Genomic DNA, 23,140 nt, shown 5'->3' on the forward strand with positions numbered 1-23,140 from the left:
GGTTGGGGCGCCTTTGCCACAGGGCGCTCGCCCAGCGTTTTCAGTCCAACACCAACTCACGCACCTGCTCCAACACATCCGGTTTGCCCGCCTGCTTCACCCGCACGTTTTGCAAAAAAACACGCTGAATAGGCGCATCAGGCAGCCCGTTCATGCGGACTGCCGACGAGTCAACCATATGACAATCTATGTTTTGCAGAAAAAAATCGCTGAACTGGGTAGGGAAATTCCCGCCACGATAGGAGTGGTAGTTGGTCTGGAAAAACAACAGCCCCTCCCAGCAGGTGTCGGCCTGAACGTCGCGGACGAAGATGTGCCGCGCATACCCTCCTCGATCGTTGTTGGTCTTGAAATTCAGCCCGTAGCGGGCGCGGCTGATGTGGCAGTTTTTCGCAAAAACCTGCTCCACGCCGCCCGACAGTTCAGAACCGATGCATAATGCGTTTGCTTTTTCGGAGCGCAGGGCACAGCGGCGCACGAGGATGCGGCGCGAACCGGGGCGGCCCCAAGCGTCTTGGTCCCGCCCGGCTTTGATGGAAATGGCATCGTCGTAGGTGCGGATGTCGCAGTCTTCTATCAGTACATCCTCGCAGGAGTCGGGGTCAATGCCGTCGTCGTTCCAGTAGCCCCCCGTGATGCGCAGCCTGCGGAGGGTCACGTTTTTGCAGAATACGGGGTGCAGCGTCCAGAACGGGCTTTGTTCGAGCGTCAACCCTTCCACCAGCACATTCTCGCATTGGTAGAACTCGATGAGCGAGGGCCGCAACCACCAGCCTTCGCCGAAGCGGCGTTCGTTTTCGGGTACGAGGTCGTTGCCCATTTGGCGGAGGCGTTTTTTGGCGGGTTCTTGGAGGGCGCGCCAGTGTTTCCAATAGGACAGCGATTGCCCGTTGATGCAGCCCTCCCCCGTGAGCGCGATGTTTTTTTGCTGAAAGGCATATATGAGCGGCGAGTAATTCCAGCATACCGTGCCTTCCCAGCGTACTTTCACGAGCGGCAGGTATTGTCCGGGCAGCGTGTCGAACACCAGCATCGCGCCACTGTCCAAGTGTAAACGGACATTCGATTTCAGCTGAAGCGGCCCGTCGGACAGGTAATTTCCAGCGGGCAACACCACTCTCCCCCCTCCTCCTTCGTGGCAGGCATCAATGGCGTTCTGAATGGCCGCACGGCAGTTTTTTGCGCATGAATCCGCGTTTGTTTCAAGCAAGACATGAAAATCGCGTGCTGGGAACACGGGAGGCTGAACGTTTCGCAGGATGTCGCGGGGCTGGGTTTCCCAAGCACGGGCAGCCTGTCGAGCGGCATTTTTTACCGTGAAACGAGTGGTATGGCAAGCAAGTGCCAGCAGCAATAAAGTCAGCAAAAAGGATTGGATTTTCATGTTTTATTGTCAAAAAGGCTTCGAGCGATGCCCATTTCCAATCCGCGCAACTCGGCCAGCCCGCGCAGCCGCCCGATGGCGGTGTAGCCGGGATTGCCACCTGTTTTGCGGAGGTCGTCGAGCATCCGGTGACCATGGTCGGGGCGCATCGGGATAGGGTGTTCGCGGCGCTGCTGTTCGCGCACGATTTCCAGCATGATTTGGTACACGTCGTGACTGCCTTCGAGATGGTTGGCTTCGTAGAAAGAGCCGTCGGGTTCGAGTTGTACTTGGCGAAGGTGCAGAAAGTTGGCGCGGTGCCCCAATTGGCGGAACATGGCGGGCAAGTTGTAGTTGTCGGCTCGCGCCCCGAACGAACCCGTACAGTAGCACAGGCCATTGAATGGCGAATCGTAGGCGGCATATACGGCCTCCACGTCGGCGGCGGTGCTGACTACGCGGGGAAGGCCAAATATCGGAAAGGGTGGGTCGTCGGGGTGTATGGCCAATCGAACACCTGCTTCTTCGGCTACGGGTGCTACGTCGCGCAAAAATTCCACCAAGTGTGTGCGCAGCACGTCGGCGGTGATGCCCTCGTAAGTGGCGAGCGTGTCGCGGAAATTGTCAACGGTGTAGGCCTCCTCTGAGCCGGGCAGCCCAGCGATGATATTGCGTATGAGGCGTTGTTTGTCAGTTTCGGAAGCGTGTTCAATCCATTTTTCGGCATTTGACAGCACATCGGGCATGTAGTCGTGGTCAGCGTTTTTTCTTTTCAACATAAAAATGTCGAAGGCGGCAATTTCTACGATGTCGAATCGCAGGGCCTCCGAGCCATCTTCAATGCGGTAGGCAAGGTTGGTGCGCGTCCAGTCGAGCACGGGCATAAAGTTGTAGCACACAGTAGGGATGCCTGCTGCGCCGAGGTTGCGGAGCGAGATTTTGTAGTTTTCGAGCCAATGTCGGTAGCGGCCCGTTCGTTTTTTGATGTCTTCATGTACGGGTATGCTCTCGACAACCGAGAAGGCAAGCCCAGCGGCTTCAATAGCTGTTTTTCGCTTCAAAATTTCGGCCAATTCCCACGCCTGTCCGTTTGGGATGTGGTGCAGGGCGGTGACAATACCCGCTGCGCCTGCTTGCCGCGCGTCTTGCAGAGAAACGGGGTCATTTGGGCCAAACCAGCGCCAGGTTTGTTCGATGTGTCGCATACTTTGTTGAGGATGTTGAGCGGCTGCGCCGTTGAGATTGTTGGGTATCTTTCGGGGTGGTGCTCGGAAAACCGTGAGGTCTCAATCAAGTTTCAACAACCTCAGCTTCTAATAATGCTTTGTTTCAATCCAGTCCCGATGTCCAATTTGCCGATGTCGTCGCCTTGAAGGTCTTTGAGCCAAAAAGCGTCGCGGTCGCAGGCGTTCAGTTTTCGGCCTTTTCGGAGGGCTATGTTGTTTATTTTAAGTCCCTGCACATGGGCTATGGTAAAGTGTGCAGGCACTTGGGCGTAATCCACGAGTTCGGGGTCAGGTTGCAGTGTTTTGTTGCCGCGCGGTTTTTGGCTGTAGCGGGTCACATCGCTGCAGCCGGTGAGGGTCATATGGAGGTTGTCGAACACGAGGTCTTCGAGCGGGTGGCTGGGCTGGCCGGCCACGAGGATGTTGCCACTGGTCTGGATGCTGAGGTTGCGGAAGTGGATGTCTTTGATGCGCCCGATTTTGCTGCTGGGTGTGCGTCGGTGTGCATCCACAAAAATCGGGTAGTCGTTTTTCCAGCGCGAGCCGTTGCGGATGGTGATGTTTTCAAAGATGCAGTGTTCGTGAGTGCCGCCGTCAATCATGAACAACGCGATGCCGTAGCGTGTGCCGTGTATGGCGATGTTGCTGAACGTGCTATTTCGCACACCGACATGAGAGCCTGTGCCGAATTTTATAGCTGCGTCGTCGCTGACGAGGATACAGTTGGTGACGGTAATATTTTCGACCCAGTGTTCGTGCGATTTGAGGCAGATGAGGTCGTCGCCGGATTCGAGGTAGCAGCTGGCTATCATCACGTTGCGAGAGTCGGTGATGTCAATGCCGTCGGTGTTGGGGCTTCGCAGGTCGCAGCGTATGCTAATACCGTTTATCGCCACGTCGTCGCATTTTTTCAAGACTAAGACGTGCGCGGGCGAATTGTGAAGCTGCACGTCGCGGATGCGCAAGCGCGAGCAGTTTTCAAACAAAATCCAAGGTGCGGGGCGGAGCTTGGCCGTCCAGGTAGGTTGCAGGGTATCGAAAAAGCGATATCCTTGACCGTCCATTTTGCCCGTGCCAGAGAGGGTGATATTTTGAGCGTTTTCCACAAAGACGAGGTGCGGATGCGCGGTGTCGTAGTCGGCAAGGTTGTCGCTGCCGAGCAAAACGGCACCCGGCGAAAGGTTGAGTTCGATGTTGGATTTCAGGAAGATGGTGCCGCTCAAGAATTGTCCGGCGGGTATATGGACCACTCCCCCGCCTTGTGCGGCAGCTTGGTCAATTGTCGCTTGGATGGCGCGCGTGTTGAGGGTCTGGCCGTCGCCCTTGGCGCCGAAGTCGCGGACGTTGAGAGGCTGGGCAAGAAGACATATTGGTAGAAAAAGGAACAGCAGCACGACGTTTTTCATGCTAAAAAGACGAGTTTTCCACGACATTGCCCTGAATCAAGGGAGAGAATACTCCGCCAAAAACCGGAGCCCAAACGCAGTGGCGATGTCGCGCACATAGACCCGCGCCCGCCCCCCCTCGTTTTTTACCCAAGTCTCCAAAAACGCCCCGCGCAGATTGGGGTCGGGGTGGTCTGGAGGAAACTGGTTTTGCACGACCCAGCGTGCCGCTCGGTCAATATCGCGGTTAAATTCCGAATAGCCCATTTTTCTGAATTTCAGCCAAACAATCCCTGCAAAGGCCACCGCCGAGCCGCAGATGGAGCTGGCGTCGTGCCGCCCGTCGGCGTAGTTGGTGTAATATATCTGGCCGTCTTTGGTCGGCCAACGCTGCACTGCACGAGCGGTGCGCAGGGCTGCCTCGCGGTAGCGTTCGTTTTGGGTCAATTCAAAAGCCACAAGCAGGCTTTCTGCCAACCACAGGTTGAAGCGCGGGTGAATGCGCCCTGTCTCGGCCTTGTTCGGGTGAAAATCCATCCAAAAACCGTTGGGCGACTGGCAGGCCACCAGCGTGTCGCACTGCCGCAGAAAAAAATCGAGGTAACGCTGCTCGCTTGTGTGGCGATACATATCGGCGTAAAGAAAGCCCTCGGTGTTAGGCCGCGCCACCTCGTTGATGCTCAGTTCTTTTTCTTTCTGGAAGTGTGGGCTGTGGTCTTTCAAAATTTCGCCCGTCGCGGGGTCCACAAGGTCGTACATCAGGCCTGTTTCAGGGATGAACAAGTGTTGCATCGCCCAGTCACCTGCGCTTGTGGCCACGTCGGCGTAGGAGCGGTCGCCCGTGACACGGCTGAGCTCAAATAGCCCGGGTGTGCCGTCTGCCAGCGTGGTGAAGTTGATGAGCTCGCCCACCTCGGCGCCGTGAATGGCTCGAAGAAAACCCGTGAGTGTAGGGTGGTCTCTGATTTCCAGTGTTTTCCACCAGTCTCCAGCTCGGCGAGCGGCGGGTAGTGCCGAGGTGTCGCCCGTGATTTTCTGAGCTTCCAAAATGCCCCAGATGACCTGACCAGTGTGCCAGGCAGGTTCATAGTCGCGCCATTGGCTGCTAAGCCAGTCGTAGTCGCAGCGCGACGGGCCTTCAGGGCGGAGCAGCACACTGGCGGCATATTGGCTTCCGAGGAGGAGAGCTTGAAGTGTTGAATCGCGAGGAACGGGTTGGGCTGCAAGCGCGACGGGAAGGAGGAATAGGACGAAAAATGCTTTGTTATTCATGCTTAACAAACAAAAGACAAGGGAGAGACTTACCTGACAAAAAATCTGGGTGCTCACACCCCGCTCCATGCCGAAAAGCCCCCATCCACTGGAACGATAATGCCTGTCACAAATTTGGAAGCATCAGAACAAAGCCAGATGCAAGTGCCTACGAGCTCGTCGGCTTCGCCGAAGCGTCCTCCGGGCGACTTTCGGATGACGCTTGCTCCACGCTCCGTGAAGCCACCGTCGGGCGTGGTGAGTAAGGCGCGATTTTGGTCGGTCACGAAAAAGCCGGGTGCAATAGCGTTGACGCGAATGCCCTCACCGAATTTGAGGGCTGCCTCCACCGCCAGCCATTTCGTGAACAAGTCCACTGCTGCCTTCGCCGTTGAGTAGCCCGGCACTCTGGTGACGGCCTGCATAGCCGTCATGGACGAAATGTTGATGATGCTGCCCGACTTTTGGCGGGCCATGAGACGCCCGAACACCATTGTTGGAAGCACCGTGCCGTCAAGGTTGAGCTCCAAAACCTTCTTATAGTTGGCAAACGGGTGGTTGTCGAAGAAGTTTTCGCTGGGCGGGATGGCCGCTCCGGGCATGTTGCCGCCCGCGCCGTTGATGAGGATGTCCAATCGGCCCCAAGTATCCCCCACTTTCTGGGCCGCATTTTCGAGTGTGTTCTCGTCCAGCACATCGGCGACGAGGCTGATGGCCTCGCCCCCCGCAGCGCGGATGGCTGCCACTGTTTTTTCGTTTTTTTCAGGGGTGCGTCCCAATATACCCACCTTGGCACCGCGTGCTGCGAGGGCTTTGGCCATAGCGCCACAGAGGATACCGGAGCCACCTGTGACGACCGCGACTTTGCCCGAAACGTCGAATAATTTGTCCATAAAATTTCGGTTTGCAAGATTCTCCCAAAAGACTGACCGCAGCCTGCGATACCCTTACTGGTCGAACGGATATTTCTGGTTTGCGGCACCTTTGCGTGAGTTGCATTGGCGATGGGCAGAATGGTGTGCCGAGAATAGTGCCCGACCCTATTCTAACGTGAGTTCGGGGTTAACGAAACCCATCAGTATTTGAGTTGGGGCATCTCTCGCTCATTTCGCAGCAATTGTTCAATAAATTATTGGGTGATAGCTCCGCGAAACATGAATCATCCCGAATTTTTGCCCCAGCGGGGCGGGATATGGGCAAAAACCTCCTTCATATTCCGCCCCGCTGGGGCATTTGGAACACTTGATTTTTAGCAAAATGAGGAGCCAAAACCTGTTTTTCAAAACTCGGGATGACTCATGTTTAGGGCGTTCGCTCTCTACGCAATTGATTTTTTAAAAATTAATCTCCGAACTCGCGTTGTTCTAGCTACCAACACTCCTTCCGGCTTATCACATTGCCAGACCCGGCCCTATGTGCGCCGCGAGCTCGCCCCTCAAATACACCAACGAGCGCGTCATGTGCGTCTCTACCGTCTTGATGCTCAGCCCCAAGTGGTCAGCTATTTCACGGTACTTCATGCCTCCGTCGCGGCTCAATCTAAAAATAGTGCGCCCTTGCCGAGGCAACCGTTCTATCGCTGCCTCCACGAGGTTAGTGGTCTCTTCCCCAATCAGTCGGTCATAGGCGGAGGTGTAGTCGCAAGGCAAATCTGGATGAATGGCATCAGAACCGACGGTACGACGACGCGACTGACGACGCAGGTAGTCAATCGCCGTGTTGCGCACGGATATAAGCAAATAGGCTTTTAGGCTTGTTTGTACCTGCAAGGTTTGGCGCTGATTCCAGATTTTCAAAAACACATCCGAGACAATTTCCTCGGTAGTATGCCTGCATTGCAAAATGGCATAGACATAGCGACAGAGGTCGTCGTGATGTCGGCGGAAAAGCGCCTCCAATGATTGGGCATCATCATGAACAGCGATTGACTGTAGGAGTGTCTCGTCAGACGCGCATGGGGCAAAATGGGGCATTGATTTTTTGAGCGGAGCAGTGGTAGAGGTAGCAGTTTGCATGGTCAAATGTTTCTTAAAATCATGTGCAATCGTTTGCGCTTGTTTAGAAAAAAAATTTTCAATTGCGTTTAGAGGAGCCTCTTACCACAAGGGTAGGCGTTAGCACGGTCTTTCGGGGGACGAAACTTTTGCCCTCGGACTCAATTTCCTCAAAAAAAATCTTTGCGGCAAACTCGCCCATGCTTTCACTGTGTTGGTCCACAGTCGTGAGGCCGGGCTCTACCAAAGAGGTGAACATCTCGTTGGCAAAACCGACCAAGCCGATTTGCCGAGGGATGTGAACACCTCGCTCTTTGAGCACTTGCATCGCCCCGACCGCAGAATAGTCGCTGGCGGAAAAAACCGCATCGGGCGGGTGGGGCAGCGACAATAATCTGCTCATGTATTCACGACCATCTTCCACGCCAAGGTTGCCCGTGGTGACGAGCGATTCGTCAAACGGGATTCCGGCGGCATCCAACGCATCGGCGTAGCCGCGCAGCCGATACTTGTAGATGTTCAGATGCTGTGGCCCTGCAAAATGGGCAATGCGTTTAAATCCTTGTTTTACAAGATGTTCAGTGGCCTGATATGCGCCTAATTGGTCGTCGAGTACGACGGTACTGGCCCCCAGCGCCTCATTGACTCTGTCGAAGAGAACAAGTGGCACTCCTTTGTCCCGCACTTTTCGGAAGTGGTCGAAATGGCGCGTCTCGCGGGCGATAGAGGCGATGATTCCGTCCACTCTCAGGCGCAACAAGGTGTCCACTATGTCGGCTTCCTCGGCTGGGTCGTCATTGCTCTGACAAATGATGGCGTTATAGTCGGCTAATTGAGCGACTGCTTCCACGCCGCGCACGACATTGGAAAAAAAACTCCTGTTGGCTGTTGGCACTATTATCCCGATGATGCGTGTTCGACCACTTCGCAAAGCCGAGGCGATGTGATTGGGTTCGTAGCCAAGGCGCTGCGCGGTTTCTTTCACCGTCCGGCGCATATCTTCGCTGATGCGCGGGTTGTCATTTAGCGCACGCGACACGGTGCTCGCTGTCACGCTAAGCTCGCGTGCGATATCGTGAATGGTGCTTTTTTTGTCGGCCATGTGTGACTTTTTGTGCAATCGGTTGCGCAAACATAAAACGGCTAACCCGCCTTTTCACAAAAAAGTTGATTCTTTTTTCTGAAAAAAGATGAATCAAAATATCGTTTGGCGTATAGATGGTCGCAGTCAGGATTTCAAGATAAAAATTTGGCACTAAAAAAGCCACTTGCACCCGAGCACGGGGCAAATGGCTTTCCAAACCTTAACCAAAAACTACTCTCTACTATCTTTCTTTTCCGACTACTATCCTTGCGGAGCCTTGCGAGCCGGAGGTCTGCATACGAAGCAGGTACACGCCTTCGGGAAGCTGGCTCAGGTCGAGCCGCTCTATCTGTTCGCCCGAGCCTTGATAACTGCGCTCAAACCGCCTAATCTCCGCTCCTCGAACGTCCGTAAGGCTGAAAAGCAGCGCATCTGGTTCGGTGAGCTCGTACTGCACATTGAGCCAATCCCGCGCTGGGTTGGGCCATATTTTCACTTTGGCCATTGAGAGCAAGTCATGGGTGGAAACGTCCACCTCTTGCAGCGGAATCAACGCGCCTCCAGCGGGAATCGCCACCCAGAGGCCAAAAGCATTGGTTGTGCCCGTCTGGTTAGCCGAGTTCAAGAAGCCCGAGGCAAATACAGTGGCCGCGCTCACTGGCAGCGTGCCGAGTGGGGTGCGATAGCTTTTCACGATGGTTGAGTTGTCGTTGGCTGGCGTGATGTTAAGGATGTATTCTTGGGCAGGAATTGTCAGGTAAGACGTTGCCTCGCCAAAAGGAAGATTGTCAATGAGTGGCGTGGAAGTGCCGTTCACCACCACATCCACGTCGGGCGCGTCGGGCGAGCCATGCACCACTGCCACCGCAAAGCTGCCTGCTGGTGCAGAGGTCAACGCTGGTTCGATTTCCACGAATTGGATGGTGGCTGTCGGTGGAACATCCGTGAAAGCACCCGGATTCACTACACCGTTCACGCTGACGGCGTAAGTCTTGCTCGTTTCGTAGAAGATGTTGTCGTAGTTCAGAATGGCATCGGCCACCGAAGTGCTGTTGGGTGGAGCAATGGATATGCGATTGGGATAGTTGGTCAATTGCTCCACAAACGGGGTCGCGGTGCGGAAGCCGAAGTTGTCGGCCGCTAGCTGACCATTGATATAGACATCCACTACTGCTGCGAGCGGGTCAGGCGAGTTGTGCACGTACTGCACGTTAGCCCGACCCACGACCGGCAATGGCACCAATGGCCCACCAGTGGGCAATGCCACCCAAAGCCCAAAATCCGCGTTAGCAAAAGCGTTGCTGGGGCTTAAAAACCCGGAGGCATATACCACACCCGCACTACCGTCGAGCGGGACAAGGTTGGCGTAATGCTCTGCCACAAGTGTGCTGTTATCGTTGGCAGGAGTGATGCCAAGCAAATAACGGTCGCTGGGAAAGTTGAGATAATTGGTGGATTCGCCGTAGGCCAAATTGTCAATGCCCACCGCCGCAGGGATGCCGACCAGCACATCCACCGTCGGCGCATCGGGCGAGCCGTGCTGGACCGCCAAGGCCACAGTGCCGAGAGATGATATCTGGTAGGCAGGCTCTATCATGCGCAGGTTGAGGAAATCGCTAAAACCCACACCCGTGTAAGCAAATGGGTTCCACAGCCCGCTGGCCGTCACCACATAAGTCTTGTCGTTTTCAAACACGACCACGAACTCTTGCGGCGCGTCGTTCGTATTGGCGGGTTTAATGCCAACGGTGTATGGGATGTTGCCGCGCAATTCCAAAAACGGCGTGGCTGTACGGAACGCAAAGTTGTCCAAGGCCAGCTCGCCGTTGAGGAAGACATCCACTTGGCGCAGCGTGGTGTCTGGCGAATTATGGACGATTTGAACAAATGCCGAGCGTATTTCGGCCAACTGCACCAACGGGCCGCCCGAGGGCAAGGCCACCCAAAGACCAAAGTCGTTGCTGCCGTCAGCATTGGCGGGGTTGAGAAATCCTGATGCCAACAACACGCCGGCGTTGACCCCAATACTATTCAGGAGATTTAGCGGCGCGAGATAGGTCTTCAGGATGTTCGTGCTGTCAGCACTGGCAGCTACATCCAACAAGTACTCGCCTGCGGGAAGCGTCAGATATGGAGTGGCACCGGGATAGGCCAAGTTGTTGATGACAGCTGGAGTGGTTTTATTGACGAACACATCTACGGGGGGCGCATCGGGCGAGCCGTGCATCACCGTCACGCTGAACGTCCCTGCCGCGCCCTGCGTAGAGGTGAAGGCAGGAGTGATGATATGCAAATTGAATGCCCCTCCGGGATTGATGCCTTGATAATTGTTAGGATTCAAAACTCCGTTAGCAACTACCACATAGCGCTCGCCTCTCGTGAGCTGAATGTTGGGGAAAGTAGCAATTGCGTCTGCCACGCTTTGGCTGTTGGCAGGTGCCACGGCAATCGTAACTGGTGCGAACGCATCCACGCCCACAAAGGGAGTGGCTGTTCGGAAGGCAAAGTCGTCGAGCACACGTTGGCCATTCACATAAATATCTACCACAGCTGCGGCGGGGTCAGGAGCGTTGTGCACCACTTGCACGAACGCCGCGTTGTCGCCCGAAGGCGCGTAACGCAAACCCGCAACATAAAAATCGCTGTTCGAAGAACCTGCCGGCACTGACAATGTCTTGTCGCTAATGGTGACTGTGCCAAAAAACTGCCCCGTGCTGTAAATCCAGTTGGCATCGGCATCCACCACGAACGACTGCATATCGTCCGAGTCTCCGTCGGCCAATACACCGCCCTCGCCCTGAAAGCCCACCGAGGAAACGATATTGAAATTGGCATCGTGCTGCGTTAGAAACGCGCCACCGTCGCCACCGATGCTGCCGGGATACGTCGTGCTGCCCAATGTGATGGGTGGCCCCGGCGCGGCAGTGGTCAGCCCGTAAAAGCCTGATACGAATAGGTCGGTGGCGGTGCCGCGCACGGCATACACGTTTTCGTCGCCCGCGCTGCCAAACGAGGTGGCATCCACGATGTTGCCGTCGGCATCGAACGCCACGACGACCGCGTCGCGACCGCCCACCGACACGAGCGACTTGCTGCCGAAGGTGGCCGCGTTGGTGTAAAAACCGCCCACATACAACAGCCCGTTGGGGCCAAACGTCAGCGCGCCCGCCTCGTCGAAGCCAGTGCCGCCAAAATTGGTGGCAAACAAAAACGTCCCGTCGGGCTTGAGCTTCGCCAGTATCATGTCGGCATCGCCGACGGGCGTGAGCGTCGCCGTGCCGTAGGTGAACGCGGTGGATGCGTTGGCGTAGCCCGTCGTCCAGATGTTGCCGTCGGCATCGAACACCACGTCGAAGAAACGGTCGCTGCCGCTGCCGCCGCCTGTGGCTGCCCAGTTGAACGTGCCGTCGGGGGCATACTGCGCCACAAAGGCATCCACGCCGCCGGCCGTGGGCACGGGCGGTGCCCCTGCGGCGAACACGGTGTTGTTGCCGCATTGACCGGCAACGTAAATGTTCCCGTCCGGGCCCACTTGCACGCCGTAGGAGCGGTCGTCGCCGCCGATGCTCTCGATTTGGTTGGCCCACAGCACGTTGCCGTCGTTGTCGAGTTTCACCAGAAACCCGTTGCGGTTGGTGCCGTCGGCGTGGCTCATGAGGGTGCTGCCGAAGTTCACGTCGCCTCGGATTTCGCCCGTGAAGTAAATATTGCCGTCGGCATCCACGGCGATGCCGCGCCCGCGGTCGTCTTGAGCCGGGACGCCGGGGAAGGCTTTTGCCCAGATAGGCTCGCCGTTGGCATTGTATTTTGCCACAAAAATGTCGCGGCGGTTGTTGCCGACCGAGCGCAGTGTGTCGTTGCCGATGACGACGATTTCGCGGAAATAGCCCGTCACGTAAAGGTTGTTGGAGGCATCGCGGGCGATGGCCTTGCCTTCGTCGGTGCGGGTGCTGCCCAGTCCCTGAGTGGCCCATTCGGGTGTGAATTGGGCGGTAATGTTTTGTGCGAGCACTATGGTGAACGCCAGCGTTAGGATAGATTGAATGGTATGCATGGCCAAAATTTGGTAACGAGTTATGGTGTTCGCGCGGCGGCAGAGCCGAGCGATTTTCATTTTTCCAAAAAATATCACAAGGGTCGGAAAGGTGTTTTTCAAGGAGAGCCCCATGCTTTTTGTACGAGCATTGAGCACTGGGATGCCGAGCTGGTTTTTCCTTGTGCGAGTACACCTGCCGCGCTTTTGCTGGGGGCAGGGCTGTTCACTGTTTTACAAGTTGTCTGGTGCTCACTTGTCCTTTTTCATCTACTAGATTGATAAAATAGATGCCGTTGGCAAGACCTTGTAGGGGCATTTCAAGCCAGTCGCTCGCAGGGGAGAGCGAACGCAGAAGCCTGCCGCGCACGTCGAACAGCTGTACCCTTGTTATTTTTGTCAGGCCAGTTATGTAAACCATGTCATTGGCAGGGTTGGGATAGAACAAGACGTTATGTTGGTCGAACAGGTCATTGATTGACACTAGGCAATCTCCCCAAAGCATGGCGCCGAGTCTTGTTCCGTTCACGCCTGCTGTGTTGGATTGGGCATCGCAGGTGTAGTTAAAATTGTGCAAAGTGGAATAGCGCGATGTGCCTACTGGCAACTGGGAGTATATTGGGTCAGGTGTGAGGCCGCTCATATCCCAAGGCATTGCGTTGGCGTTGGCGCCGAAATTAAAGGTATCAATGATGGAGCGCGGGAATACGGGAGGGTTTATGAAAGAGAGGGGTTCGGAGATGATGGTATTGCCCCAGCCGCCAGCCTCGATGGCCTTTAGGGCATTTGGATTGAAGAAAGAGACGACGGTGACAGTGTCGTCGTTGTCATTGACGAAAGGGAATTTGTAATAGTCTATTTGCGTGGGTGTGTAGAAAAAGTTGGAATAGCCTATGGTCCATTTTTCGCCGCCACTGCCTGTCGAATCTATGCGAATCCATGCTTTGTTGATATTGGTTTCATTGTTGTCCGGCACCAAGCTGGAGTCTCGTCCGTTGATGTGCAAGTCGGCGCAGATGTTGTTGAGAAAGACAAATTCCCTGACTTTGAGCACTTCGAATCCACGCTGCATGGAGTTCATGAAAGTGCTGCCTTCGATGCGCATATAGTTGACCAAGGAGCCGCCGTTGCGATAGATGCGGCTGGTCACGTTGTAGATGGCAGAGTTTTCAATGACCACCGAGTCCACATCATTGCCTCTGTCGTCGATGAAACGTCCATTATCGGGGTTGTTTGGCTGTCCCATGCGTGAGGCATAGCAGCTCGTCACATATATTTTGTTGTTTTTGCCGTCCAAGCGAAAAGCGGTTTGGCCTGAGTCGTCGAATATGCAGTCGTGTGTTTCGATGCGCAAGTTGTCGGCTGTGGTACGAATCATGCGCTGCGAGATGCCTGCAAGGTTGTCGCGGTTGGTCAGATGAAGTCCTTCGAGCCGCAGGTTGGCGCTGGTGCGGATGATTTGGTCAATGTTTGGCGCGCCGGAGGGTGGAGCATATAGGAGGATGGGGCGCTTGCCTGGGCCGGGTTCGGCCTTGATGGTGATAGGAGAGGAGATGTTGAGCTCGCCAGAGAGCAGGTAGGGGAAATCCCGTTTCAGGATAAAGGTTGTGATGCTGGGGTTGTTGGCAATAGCTTGGTTGAGGGTGCCAGCAGGCCCGGGGTTCACGACGAGGGTTTGGGCCAAGCCCAGTTGGGCAATCACGCCCCAAAGGCTGGTGATGAGTAGCGTTTTTTTCATGTCAAAAACATTTTACCATTTATAGCGCAGACCGACTTCTCCGGTCATGCCAAAAAATTCACGTTCGCTGGGAAAATTGGAGTTGCCTATGAAGGCGGCTTCTGGCTGATTGCTCAAGTTGTTCAGATTGAGAAAAGCGGCCCAATGGCGGTTGATTTTCTGTTGTACCGCTACATCCCATCGCACCGAACGGTCGGTGAAAGCGTCCAGTTCGGCGCGTTCGCCCACTTGGGCAAGGCTATTGTCCTGCAGCCCCATGGATACTCGGCCCGAAAAGCCTTTCCACTCGTAGCCCAGTTGCATATTGGCGATAACGTTTGCCTGGCCCGGCACTCGTCCGGTGCGTACGGTATCGGTCACTTCCGTGAAAAAGAATGGAGGGGTGGAGGGGTCAAAAATTTGCTTGATTTCAAAAAAAGGCACTTGCGTCATGGAGCGCGCCAAGGTGAGGTTGGCACCGATGATGATGCCGTTGAAAGGTTTGGGCAAGGAGCGAAGGTTGCTCTGAAAGTCAATTTCAAGCCCCTTGACGGTCGAGATGCCGGGCAGGTTGATGGGTTGATTGAGCTGGTAGCCAGCGTATTTCCCGCCGATGATGGTTGAGCGGCTTTGCACGTCCACATTTTCGAGGCGCTTGTAGAATCCGCCTATCGTGAGCAGCCCGTATCGGTTGTAAAAGTAGGCGAATGCATCGTAGTTCCATGCTGTGGTATGTCTCAAATCGGGTCTTCCTCTGCTGATGCGCGGCGGGTTTTGTGGCACGATGATTTCCCATGGTACAAGGCTGAAAAAATCGGGACGGTTGAGGGTTTTTGTGGCAGCGAGGCGGACATCGAGCCATTGGGTGAACTTGTAGCGCAAATGCACCATAGGGAGCCACTCGACATAGCCGGAGGCGGCGCGTGTGTCGACCGGGGGGCGTTGAGCGTCGGGGTCGTCTTCGGGGTCGCGCAGGGCGAAAGAAACGCTGCGATAGTCCTGTCGCGTGTTTTCGTGGCGCACGCCTCCCATGAGCATCAGGCGCTTGCCGATATTGAGTTCGGTCATTAGGTAGCCCGCATAGATTTTTTCTGTGCCGCTATAATCTTCTGCGTCCACTTCCCGGAATGTATCGTATTCCATTTTGTATCGTTCGTAGAACGCCCGTACTTTGTTCATATCCAGGTGCCCGGGGTACCCAATCGTGTCGCCGGGGCGGTAGTTGGTGCCCCAGAAGTCGTTGTAAATGTCCATGTCTTGTTCAGGCGCCACTACTGACTGTTGGTTGTCGTTTGGAAACAACGAAAAATCGCCGCCAAGAAAGTTGAGATTGCGGTAGTCGCCTAAGAAATTGAGCATGTAGGCTCGATTGTTGGGGTTGAGCAGAAACCGTTCTGGTTCTCTACGCGGGTAGTTTTCATTGGCTAAATACGGCTGCGAGAGCAGTTGGGTGTTGTCGCGAGTGCGGCCATTTTGCCTGTATTTGCCGCCTGTTTTGAGATAGCCGTTTATTTTTTCTGACAAAACAAAATTGTAGCGCAAGTCAAGTTGGCTGGTCGCGTTGTAATCGGTCACTTGTTGTGGCGAAAAACGCGAGTCGTGCAAGAGCGTTGAGTTCAGGTCATTTTTGTAGCCTTGCACGAGTATTTCCGGCCCTTTGGAGTCGTCGTGTTCGGGGGTGAGCGCCGCCGTTTCGCGGAAACGCATATCAAGCGACCAAGGAGTTTCTTGCAAGGTGTTGCTGTAAGAGCCGCGCCAAGTCAGCGCGAATGAGCCAAAGTTGTGTTCGCCCGATAGTGAGTTGGAGAGGAGGCGCACGTTTTGTTCGGTTTCTCTGATGCTGAACTCCTGTTGGCCTTCGGCCGAGCGGAAGCTGCGGCGGCGGCGCAACACGTCGCGCTCGGTGTTCCCCCAAAAAGAGTTGGCGACGATGAAGCCGTTTTTCAAGGCATAGTCCGCCGTCAAACTGGCTCCGTAGCGGTCGCGGGTCTCAATTTGGTCGGTCAAAGTGAGGGAGGAAGCGCGAATGATGGCGCTATCGCCCACGATGTCGCTGAAATAGTAATTGCCTTCGAGGTTGTGCGAGCTGCGGTCAGCGCGTTGGTAGTTGCCTGTGAGAAGCAAGCCTAGCTTGTTGTTCAGGAGCCGATTGCTCAGCGTGGTGCTTCCGCGCCAAGGGCCTGTTTTTTCGGAAATGCCGTTGTAGCCGCCAAACAGGCGTATGTCTCCGTTGAAACCTTTGTCGGCTTTTTTCACGGTAAAGTTCACGGTGCCGCCTACCGCGTCGCCGTCCATGTCTGGGCGGATGGCTTTGAACAGCTCGACCCCCGAAAGCATATCGGGGCTTATCATGCTCAGGTCAACCGAGCGGTCGCTACCATCGGTGGAGGGGATGCGCTCGCCGTTGATGGTAACGGAGGCAAAACGCGGGGAAAGCCCCCGAATCACGACTTTTTGTCCTTCCCCGGCATCGCGCTGCACCGCTACTCCCGACAGGCGGCCTAGCGCCTCGGCAGCATTTTGGTCGGGCAGCTCTTGTAGTTTTTCCTTGGAAATGACGTTCACGATGGTGTTGGAGGCAATCTGTTGGTTGATGGCGGCCTGCTGGCCATAAGCCTGTGCGGCGATGACCACCTCTCCCATTGTCGTGACGGCTTCCCCAAGCACGAAATCCATTTCCACCGTCTCGCCAGCAACGAACTCAACGGTGCGCTCTATGGCCTCATACCCTGTGTACGCGACCCTGACGCTGTGGCTGCCAACGGGGATGTTCGTCACGCGGTACATCCCATCCGCATTGGAGACAGCCCCTAAGGCGAGGCCGGGCAACGCCACCGTGGCAAAGCCGAGCGGCTCTTGGGAAGCCGCGTCGGTGATTTTTCCTTTGAGAATGGCACTTTGGGCCACCGTGTTGTCCAAGCAGCACAAAGCGACAAAGACTACCAAAAGGCAGCGCACGTCGTGTGTTTTAAGCAAAAATGATGCAGAAAGTGGCATTTTCTAACTGAGCAATCGTTTGCGCAAAAAGAAATGTTTCGTTGCGACTTTTCCAATTGACGGACAAAACATCGCGTTACCCCTAACATTGCTTTATTTAATTCTGAATTTGTCAAAATTGGTCATTGTTTGGCTCAAACAATGGCGCCTCCCATGCCTGCTCGCTTTTGGCGATGACGACCGTCGCCACCGCGTTGCCGACAAAATTGGTCATGGCTCGCGCCTCCGGCATGAACCTGTCCACGCCCAACCACAACGCAAGGCCTTCAATCGGCAACGTCGGGATACTGGCCAATGTGGAGGCAAGCACCACAAATCCTCCCCCCGTGACGGCAGCTGCCCCCTTGGAAATGAGCATCAAAACACCCAAAATCGCGAACTGCTCGCCCCAAGAGAGCGGGACACTAAAAGCTTGTGCCAAAAACAACATGGCCATAGACAAATAAATCGTCGTGCCATCAAGGTTGAAGGAATACCCCGTAGGCACCACAAGCCCCACAATGGCTCGCGGGCAGCCAAAAGTCTCCAACTTGTGCATCAGCTGAGGCAGCACCGCCTCCGACGACGAGGTGCCCAACACCAGCAACAGTTCTTCGCGCAGGTGCCTGAGCAGGGCGAGCAATCGAAAGCCGTACAGACGGCATATCCCAGCGAGCACGATAAAGACGAACAGCGTCATGGTCAGATAAACCGCCGCCATGAGCTTGCCCAATCCCAGCAACACACCCAGCCCAAGCTTGCCCACCGTGTATGCCATGCCGCCGAACGCGCCGAACGACTCGTCGTGCAGCAATAAGTGTAATACTACGCGAGATGAACATCATCGCTACTGTCCCACTCGACACCTTGCTGATTTTTTTCGGCATCCTGACTTGGACGTTTTGCGCTGGCATGTTTGAAAAAGACAAACCCACCTGACAACGCCGTGTTTTGTAAGGTTCAGGGGCAGCCAACACCGTTTTCGTCTATGTTGGAAATAAGCACCTATGCAGCGCAAACAATTTATTCGCGGTGCCGCCGCCACCATATTCGGAGCCTGCTTGCTGCCCGACGCACAGGCCAGGCCTCAACACCCCGTTTCCCAAACCAGGCTCTGCCCCATGTCTTCCTTAACCGACGTGAAAATTACCTCCGTCAAAGTATTTCCCCTTAAAAATGCCCTTTTTGTCAAAATCGAGACAGATGCTGGCTTTAGCGGTTGGGGAGAGGGCGACCACGACCACACACCCATCATCGCAAAAGCCGTGCAAGAAGTGTGCGCACCTGCATTGGTGGGGCAATCGCCGTGGCTGAGCGAGCACCTCTTTCAGAAAATTCTGTTCGAGGCAGAGGATTTAGGCTCCACCGGATTGTTGCTCGGAGCTTTGGCTGGCATCGACAACGCCCTTTGGGATTTGAAGGGCCGCTTGGCGGGATTGCCCGTGTGGGCCTTGCTGGGCGGCTGCCAGACCTCCAAAATCCGGCTATACGGCAGTTTTGGGCGCAGCAAACCGGGTGGCTGGAAATCGCCTGATGAAATGGCAGCCACCGCCGCCCGATTCGTGGAACAGGGCTTCAGCGCCGTGAAGCCCCGTATGCAAATCCGCCTCCTAAACGTGGACCCTGACCCCGACCCGACTTACGAGGCGGTGCGTGCGGTGCGAAAGGCCGTTGGCGACGACGTCAAGGTGTTTGTAGATTTCAACAACGGATACACACCCGCTCGCGCCATCGCCTTGGGCAAAAAACTCTACGAGCATTTCAACATCGCCATAGTGGAAGAACCCGTCACCTACCACAACTATCACGATTTGGCACAGGTGGTGGAGGCGCTAGATATTCCGGTAGCCGCTGGCGAACACGAGTTTAATCGCTGGCAGATGCGCGAGCTCATCACGCAAGGCAAAGTGGACATTGTGAATACCGACATAATAAAAGCAGGAGGCATCACCGAAAACCGCCGCATAGCCGCCCTAGCCGCTGCTTTCGACCGCCGCATCATGGCGCACAATACCCGCCCCACGCTGGCGTCGGCTGCCACCCTGCACCTGCTGGCTTCTTTGCCCAACATCGAACGCTGGCAAGAAAGCAGCGGCCCCCGCCCCGAAATGGGCCTGGAGCCTTTTTTCCACAACAAACTGACTTACGAAAACGGCCACTTGCTCATTCCGCAAGGACCCGGCCTCGGACTGGAGGTGAACGAGGATGCGTTGGCCAAGGCGGTGCGAAAATAGGCCTCCACGCCTCGAATCATTTAAGCCTTATCGTTTCCAAATCGGTAGCGATGTGCTGTGTGCTATCCGAGCAAATGTCGCCTCGGCATGAGAGGTGCGGCGGCCCTATCCATTCTGGTTGCTACCAACTTCCAGCCTAAAAACGAGGCGACAGCATGCTTTTTCTCAGCTTTTTATAGGCTTGAAATGCGTGTCGTTTCCCACGTCGTTCGCACGATGCTCGCCCGTATCAGACGAACAGCCATAAAACCCAAACACCCAGCAAGCCCGTTGCCCCCATCGCCGCTGTCGTCAGGGTGTACGTTTTGAGCGCCCGCATTTCGTCCAGATCGCCAAATTTGGATACAACCCAAAAATACGAGTCGTTGGTGTGAGACACAACCATCGAGCCAGCCCCCATAGCCAGCAATGCCAGCGAGCGAGCCGCATCGCTCTCAAAACCCAACGCGGGCAAGAACGGCGCAAAGATGCCCGCCGCAGAAATAACAGCAACAGTAGAGCTGCCCTGTGCAGTTTTTAGCACTGCCGCAAGCAAAAACGGCACGAACAGCCCCAACCCGCTGGTCGCCAAAGTCTGACCAAACACTTCGCCGATATTCAAGGCTTTGATGACCTCTCCAAAAGCCCCGCCGGCTGCCGTGAGGAGCAGAATGTTGCCTGATTTGGCAAGAGCGGTATCAAGCAAAGGTGCCCAATCCGCACGGGGCATTTTTCGCAGTAGCGGTATGCAGAACAAAATGCCTATGAAAAGAGCTACTACCGGGTCGCCCACCATTTGAAGCAGTGACCACCAAACAATAGCTTCGCCATAATCGGGGCTAAGGCTTAGCATTGATTTGAGACCAATGAGCATTATCGGAACCAAAATAGGCGGCACAGCCAACGCCGGGTGAAGGCGAGCGGCGTGAGGGGGGGGAGCAGCGGCTACATCTTCAAACGACACGATAGACCAACGGCTCAGCCATTTCCCCAAAAAATAGCCTGCCGCTGCGACAGGCAGAGCGACCAGCCCCCCTAGCAACATGACCAGCCCCAAGTCGGCCCGTAAAATGCCCGCCGCCGCAGTGGCACCGGGGTGCGGTGGCACCAAACAATGCACCGCGTACAAGGAGGAGGAAAGCGCGATTACCATCCACAAACGCTGCCCCGGCGAACGCTCAGAGAGCGAGCGCAACAAGCCCGACAATACCACAAAACCCGAATCGCAAAAAATAGGAAGCCCCACCAAGTAGCCCACCATGCTCAGCGCGAGCGGCGCTTTGCGCTGCCCCGTGCGGCGCAGCATGGCCCGTGCAAGGCTGTCCATGGCACCGCTTTTTTCGAGCAGAACACCGAGCGTGATGCCCAAAATAATGAGCAACCCGATTTTTTCGACGGTGCTCCCAATGCCTGTTTTGAGTGCCCCAACGACTTTTTCGGCATCCAGTCCCGCTGCAAACCCCGTCGCAGCAGCAACGAAGAGCAGCGCGAAAAACACGTTGAATCTGAACCGTGCGGAGAGCAGAATAACGGAGGCGATGGCCGCTATAAGTAGAGAGGCTGTGTAAAGCATGGTTCAGGCACGGATGGTCTGAATGATGCGACACACTTCCTGTACTTTTTCCTCCAGCTTCAGCCAATCCTTTTTTTCCAAAATCTCACTGGAAATCAATTTGCTGCCTATGCCCACGCAAGCTGCCCCGGCCTCGAACCACCCGCGCAGGTTAGCCTCGTCGGACGAAACACCTCCAGAAATCATGGCTCGCGTCCAAGGGCATGGAGCGCGGTGAGCTTTGAGGAACTGTGGCCCCAGCACTTCTCCGGGCGCAATTTTTACCAGCTCGCAGCCCAGTTCCTCCGCACGGCCAATCTCCGAACTGGTCGAAACCCCAGGTATGATGGCGACTTTCCGACGGTTGCAGGTCAAAATCACATCCTCGCGCAGCAGTGGCGTGACAATAAAATCGGCTCCCATTTGGAGATACAAGGCTGCCGAGCCTGCATCTTGAACAGAGCCGACACCAAGCAGCAAGCCGGGCAGTTCGCGCACGGTGCGTTTGCGCAGTTCAGCAAACACCTCGTGGGCGAAATGCCCTCGGTTGGTAAATTCCAGCACCTTCGCCCCGCCCCGATGACAAGCAACCGCAACCTCAAATGCTATTTGGGGAGCGGGGTGATAAAACAATGGCACAAGGCCGGACCCTGCTATTGTTTGATAAGTGGCTAAACGGTCCATTTTATGTCTCGTATTTAAAGTAACATCCTGTAAAGCAATGGTTCGTGAAGAATTTGAATAGTGACAAGATGACTTAGTTTTTTGAATTTCAGCACTTCGAAGGCGCTCGTGACACAGTTGGAATGAACGATGATATTTTTTGCGCAGTTGGGGAGCCTACAAAAAATAAGTGATTTACGAATATCAATTGACCATGCAATTCAAATTCTTCACGAACCATCGGCACAGGTTTCTAAATTTCTATTCGTTCAAATCTCGGCGTGAGTGCCCGCATGATGAGCCATGCCATCAAATAAGCCAGGCTACAAACAACAAACATGATGTAGTAGCCAGTCTGGATACTGCCGAGCGCCTTGTAGTGGTCAAAGAGCAGCCCTGCCAAACTCGCAATCAATATACCGCCAATAGCCCCTGCCATGCCGCCGATGCCCGTAACAGAAGCGACAGCCTTTTTGGGAAACATATCCGAAACAGTAGTGAAGATGTTGGCGCTAAAGCCTTGGTGCCCAGCCGTCGCTATGCCGATGATGAAAATGGCTAACCACAAATTCAATGAGCCAAGTGCCTGAGAAAATAGCACAGGCAGCGCAAAAAAAGCAAAAATAAGCAAAGTACGTCGCCGAGCATAGAAAGGAGCCATCCCTTTTCTCTCAATGAAGTAGCCTGAAAGCCAGCCGCCCATTACGCTCCCTATCGCTGCAAGCATATATACCGTCGCCAACGGAAGCGACAGTTGAGTCTTGGTAAGCCCATACTCGTTTTTGAGGAAAGATGGTAGCCAGAACAGATAAAACCACCAAATCGGGTCGGTGAGCAATTTGCCAATTACAAACGCCCATGTTTGCCGGAATCGCAGCAGCCTGAACCAACTGAACGGCTTTTCATCCGACTGGACATTAGCTATCTCGGCCTCATCGCTGTTGATATGCGCCAGCTCCGCGGCGTTCACTTTCGGGTGCGTTTCAGGTTTTCTGTACATCGCCCACCAAAAGAACAACCAAACAAAACCTACTGCGCCAGTCAATATAAACGCCATTTCCCATGAAAACATGACTGCAATGACTGGTACTATTAGTGGTGCGAACACAGCTCCGATATTGCTTCCAGTATTGAAAATGCCCGTTGCAAGCGCGCGTTCTTTTCCGGGAAACCATTCGGCCACTGTTTTGATGGCTGCCGGGAAGTTGCCAGCCTCGCTCACGCCGAGAAACCCGCGTACGGCAATAAAACCCGCCGTGTTACCCACAAAACCATGCAAAATGGCCGCAATGCTCCACAAAACAATGGAAGCCGCGTAGCCAATCTTTGTGCCAACGCGGTCAATGATGCCGCCTGCCAAAAGCAAGCCAATAGCGTATGCTATTTGGAAGGCAATCACTATGTTAGCATAGTCCTGCTCCGTCCAGCCAAACTGCCTGTCCAAATAATCTTCTTTGAGCAGACTGATGACCTGACGGTCAAGATAATTGATGGTCGTTGCAAAGAACAACAGGGCGACAATACTCCAGCGATATTGAGTCATCGGTATTGATGCGGCTCGTTAAGAGCGATGAGGCAATGCGGGGAGAATTGAGCAAAAGACGCTCCCAATAGCAGTTCTCCCTGATAGGACAGCGATATTCTATGAAACAAAATCAAGTCTCGCCCAGCGATGTTGCGCCG

15 protein-coding genes are annotated in these 23,140 nt (G+C 54.9%); 1 reads left to right on the forward strand and 14 read right to left on the reverse strand.

The features are described 5' to 3' along the window. Positions 1-40: 40 nt before the first annotated feature. From KIS77_15780 to KIS77_15830, 11 genes are all read right to left on the reverse strand, one after another. Positions 41-1,384 (reverse strand): glycoside hydrolase family 28 protein, encoded by a 1,344-nt coding sequence (locus KIS77_15780; protein ID MCW5923805.1) that lies wholly within the window; start codon positions 1,382-1,384, stop codon positions 41-43. Then, positions 1,381-2,568: a mannonate dehydratase gene (uxuA, locus tag KIS77_15785; protein ID MCW5923806.1), complete on the reverse strand. Its 1,188-nt coding sequence runs from the start codon at positions 2,566-2,568 to the stop codon at positions 1,381-1,383. Before uxuA ends, KIS77_15780 begins: the two co-directional genes overlap by 4 nt. Before the next feature lie 101 nt (positions 2,569-2,669). Beyond that, positions 2,670-3,995, reverse strand: coding sequence for a right-handed parallel beta-helix repeat-containing protein (locus tag KIS77_15790; GenBank protein ID MCW5923807.1), 1,326 nt, complete (start codon positions 3,993-3,995; stop codon positions 2,670-2,672). Positions 3,996-4,031: 36 nt separating this feature from the next. Further along, positions 4,032-5,246: a hypothetical protein gene (locus KIS77_15795; protein ID MCW5923808.1), complete on the reverse strand. Its 1,215-nt coding sequence runs from the start codon at positions 5,244-5,246 to the stop codon at positions 4,032-4,034. Positions 5,247-5,299: 53 nt separating this feature from the next. Continuing rightward, the gene (locus KIS77_15800; protein ID MCW5923809.1) at positions 5,300-6,118 is read right to left on the reverse strand and encodes an SDR family oxidoreductase; all 819 of its coding nucleotides are present in this window, start codon (positions 6,116-6,118) and stop codon (positions 5,300-5,302) included. Between the two features lie 498 nt (positions 6,119-6,616). Then, a complete protein-coding gene (locus KIS77_15805) occupies positions 6,617-7,240 on the reverse strand; it encodes an RNA polymerase sigma-70 factor (protein ID MCW5923810.1) in 624 nt (207 codons plus the stop codon). Between the two features lie 58 nt (positions 7,241-7,298). Further along, complete coding sequence (locus KIS77_15810; GenBank protein ID MCW5923811.1) at positions 7,299-8,321, reverse strand: LacI family DNA-binding transcriptional regulator; 1,023 nt, start codon at positions 8,319-8,321, stop codon at positions 7,299-7,301. Positions 8,322-8,544: 223 nt separating this feature from the next. After that, positions 8,545-12,357 carry a DUF4397 domain-containing protein gene (locus tag KIS77_15815; protein MCW5923812.1) on the reverse strand — a complete coding sequence of 1,271 codons (3,813 nt, stop codon included), beginning with the start codon at positions 12,355-12,357 and terminating at the stop codon, positions 8,545-8,547. Positions 12,358-12,562: 205 nt separating this feature from the next. After that, positions 12,563-14,074: a T9SS type A sorting domain-containing protein gene (locus KIS77_15820; GenBank protein MCW5923813.1), complete on the reverse strand. Its 1,512-nt coding sequence runs from the start codon at positions 14,072-14,074 to the stop codon at positions 12,563-12,565. A 12-nt stretch (positions 14,075-14,086) separates the two neighbouring features. Further along, entirely contained in the window at positions 14,087-17,011 is a 2,925-nt protein-coding gene (locus KIS77_15825) for a TonB-dependent receptor (GenBank protein MCW5923814.1), read from the reverse strand. Positions 17,012-17,162: 151 nt separating this feature from the next. After that, positions 17,163-17,807, reverse strand: a complete 645-nt coding sequence (locus tag KIS77_15830) for a cation:dicarboxylase symporter family transporter (protein MCW5923815.1) — start codon at positions 17,805-17,807, stop codon at positions 17,163-17,165. A gap of 343 nt (positions 17,808-18,150) precedes the next feature. On the opposite strand from KIS77_15830, the gene KIS77_15835 reads away from it, so the two are divergent. Beyond that, on the forward strand, positions 18,151-19,263 hold the full coding sequence (locus tag KIS77_15835) for a mandelate racemase/muconate lactonizing enzyme family protein (GenBank protein MCW5923816.1): 1,113 nt from the start codon (positions 18,151-18,153) through the stop codon (positions 19,261-19,263). Positions 19,264-19,492: 229 nt separating this feature from the next. Here KIS77_15835 and KIS77_15840 read toward each other — a convergent pair whose 3' ends face one another. The 3 genes from KIS77_15840 to KIS77_15850 form a co-directional block, all read right to left on the reverse strand. Further along, positions 19,493-20,815, reverse strand: coding sequence for a GntP family permease (locus KIS77_15840; GenBank protein ID MCW5923817.1), 1,323 nt, complete (start codon positions 20,813-20,815; stop codon positions 19,493-19,495). 3 nt (positions 20,816-20,818) lie between these two features. After that, on the reverse strand, positions 20,819-21,478 hold the full coding sequence (locus tag KIS77_15845; protein ID MCW5923818.1) for a bifunctional 4-hydroxy-2-oxoglutarate aldolase/2-dehydro-3-deoxy-phosphogluconate aldolase: 660 nt from the start codon (positions 21,476-21,478) through the stop codon (positions 20,819-20,821). 232 nt (positions 21,479-21,710) lie between these two features. Then, positions 21,711-23,000: an MFS transporter gene (locus KIS77_15850; GenBank protein ID MCW5923819.1), complete on the reverse strand. Its 1,290-nt coding sequence runs from the start codon at positions 22,998-23,000 to the stop codon at positions 21,711-21,713. Positions 23,001-23,140 lie beyond the last annotated feature (140 nt).

Source organism: Saprospiraceae bacterium, assembly GCA_026129545.1.
Lineage (GTDB): Bacteria > Bacteroidota > Bacteroidia > Chitinophagales > Saprospiraceae > M3007.